We start from the raw sequence: 2431 nt of genomic DNA, 5'->3' as shown, positions 1-2431 counted from the left end.
TTCCTCGAGCAGGTGCTCCCTGGCGCCCAGGCCAATGTTGCCGGAAAGATCCGCCTCGGCGGTCTGGGGGTGGTTGTCGACTACGTGCAGAAAGGTCAGCGGCGCTTCCAGTGCCTGACTGGCCCAGGCCGCATAATCGCAGGCACTTTCGGAGTACGTTGAGCCATCAATGGCGGCCAGTACATGATCGGTCATGAGGTTTCCTTATCTGACGAATGATGCCCCGTGCGGCCATGGGAAAGGCGCAGCGGTGCGATCGCTGGGGTCAAGAGGAACGGGAAGGCGGCCTGGCCATCGGATGCGACCAGCCCGCCCTGGCGTCAGTGGCCGCCCATCAGCTTTTCGACGGCTTCGGGGTCGTCGTGAACCGCATAACGGTCGACGATGGTGGCGCTGGCCTCGTTGAGACCGATCAATTCTACCTCGGTACCCTCACGACGGAACTTGATCACCACGCGGTCCAGAGCCTGGACGGCAGTGATGTCCCAGAAGTGGGCACGGGACAGGTCGATGGTGACCTTCTCCACGGATTCCTTGAAATCGAAGGCGCCCCCGAAACGCTCGGAAGAGGCGAAGAACACCTGACCGACGACCTTGTAGATGCGGTGGCTGCCCGTCTCGGCTTCCTCGCTGCCGATGTAGAGGATGTTGCCGACCTTGTTGGCGAAGAAGAGCGCAGCGAGCAGAACGCCGACGAAGACACCGATAGCCAGGTTGTGGGTGCCCACTGTGACCACCACGGTGGCGACCATGACGAAGTTGGTGCTCATCGGGTGCTTCTTCAGGTCGCGGATCGACTCCCAACTGAAGGTACCGATGGAAACCATGATCATGACTGCCACCAGGGCCGCCATGGGAATCTGGGAGACCCAGTCGGCGAGGAAGACCACCATCATCAGCAAGGCCACGCCGGCGATCAGGGTCGACATGCGGCGACGGCCACCGGATTTGATGTTGATGACTGACTGGCCGATCATCGCGCAGCCCGCCATGCCGCCGAGCAGGCCGGCGCCGATGTTGGCGATGCCCTGGCCCTTGCACTCGCGGTTCTTGTCGCTGCCCGTATCGGTGAGATCATCGATGATGGTGGCGGTCATCATCGATTCCAGCAGGCCCACCACGGTCAGCATCAGCGAATAGGGCAGGATGATCATCAGCGTCTCGAGATTGAGCGGAACCTCGGGCCACAGGAAAATCGGCAGGCTGTCGGGCAGTTGGCCCATGTCACCGACGCTACGAATCTCCATGCCGGTGGCCATGTAGACGATGGTCAGCACCACGATGCACACAAGCGGCGAGGGGAGTGCCTTGCCGATCACCGGTATGAGGGGGAAGCCGTAGATGATGGCCAGCCCTGCCGCGGTCATGGCGTAGACGTGCCAGGTCACGTCGGTCAGTTCCGGCAGTTGCGCCATGAAGATCAGGATCGCCAGGGCATTGACGAAGCCGGTGACCACCGAGCGCGAGACGAAGCGCATCAGGTTGGCCAGCTTCAGGTAGCCGGCAATGATCTGAAACACCCCGGTGAGCAGGGTGGCGGCCAGCAGGTACTGGAGACCGTGTTCCTTGACCAGGGTAACCATCAGCAATGCCATGGCGCCGGTCGCGGCCGAAATCATCCCCGAGCGACCGCCGGTGAAGGCGATGATCACGCAGATGGCGAACGACGCGTAGAGGCCGACCTTGGGGTCGACTCCGGCGATGATGGAAAAGGCGATTGCCTCGGGAATCAGTGCCAGCGCGACGACGATGCCCGCGAGGGCGTCGCCCTTTAGGTTGGAGAACCAACTCAGTTTCATCTTTTCGTACATGCTGTGGTCCAGTCAGGGGTGGTTGTCGTGAGGTGCCATGGGCGTGTCGCGAACACGCTGATCCCGGCATCCGGAGCGGATGGCACCGGAGGTGCGGTAGCGAGGCATGGCGAAAAATGGACGTCAAGGCGTCCAGAGCGTCGGCGCCGCCGTGGTGGGGGCCGATGCTGGGGAAGGGGAGCGCTAGGGCGGAGTTATCAGCCCTGCCAATAGAGTCTTCATGAGATGCCGTAGCCTTTTACGTCAATGGTCGGCGATGCAGCGTTGCCGGCAGTCTGCGATGCTGCCCTGCGACAAGAGCGCAATATTCTACCAAAGGATACGTCTGGCTGCACCTGTATCGGTGCCCGCCCCTGTGACGGGATGGCCATGATGGTGTAGAAACGAGGATGAGCACTCTTATATGCCAGCAGTAGGACAAGTAGATGACAGAACAAGTCATGGCCGCCATCGATGGCTCGCCAGTTTCCGAGGGTGTCTGCGACTATGCGGCCTGGGCCAGTCAGGCGCTCGATGCGCCGCTGACCTTTCTGCACGTAGTCGACAACCACCCCCAGACCGCCGAGGCGGACCTTTCCGGCAACATTGGCCTGGGCGCCAGGGAGCACCTGCTCGAGGAG

General features: G+C 61.8%; 3 protein-coding genes. 1 reads left to right on the top strand and 2 read right to left on the bottom strand.

Features of this window, described 5'->3' with window-relative positions:
• Both FZZ93_RS18085 and FZZ93_RS18075 read right to left on the bottom strand, forming a co-directional pair.
• The coding region (locus tag FZZ93_RS18085) for a universal stress protein (RefSeq protein ID WP_187774573.1) at window positions 1-195 on the bottom strand (195 nt) is incomplete at its 3' end.
• A gap of 125 nt (window positions 196-320) precedes the next feature.
• On the bottom strand, window positions 321-1811 hold the full coding sequence (locus tag FZZ93_RS18075; RefSeq protein WP_149323687.1) for a SulP family inorganic anion transporter: 1491 nt from the start codon (window positions 1809-1811) through the stop codon (window positions 321-323).
• Between the two features lie 425 nt (window positions 1812-2236).
• On the opposite strand from FZZ93_RS18075, the gene FZZ93_RS18070 reads away from it, so the two are divergent.
• Window positions 2237-2431 (top strand): universal stress protein (locus tag FZZ93_RS18070; RefSeq protein WP_187774572.1); only part of this gene is annotated, 195 nt, incomplete at its 3' end.

The organism is Halomonas eurihalina, assembly GCF_008274785.1.
GTDB lineage: Bacteria > Pseudomonadota > Gammaproteobacteria > Pseudomonadales > Halomonadaceae > Halomonas > Halomonas eurihalina.
Note: the sequence above shows the minus strand (reverse complement) of the source record. Positions and strands in the feature narration are given on the sequence as shown.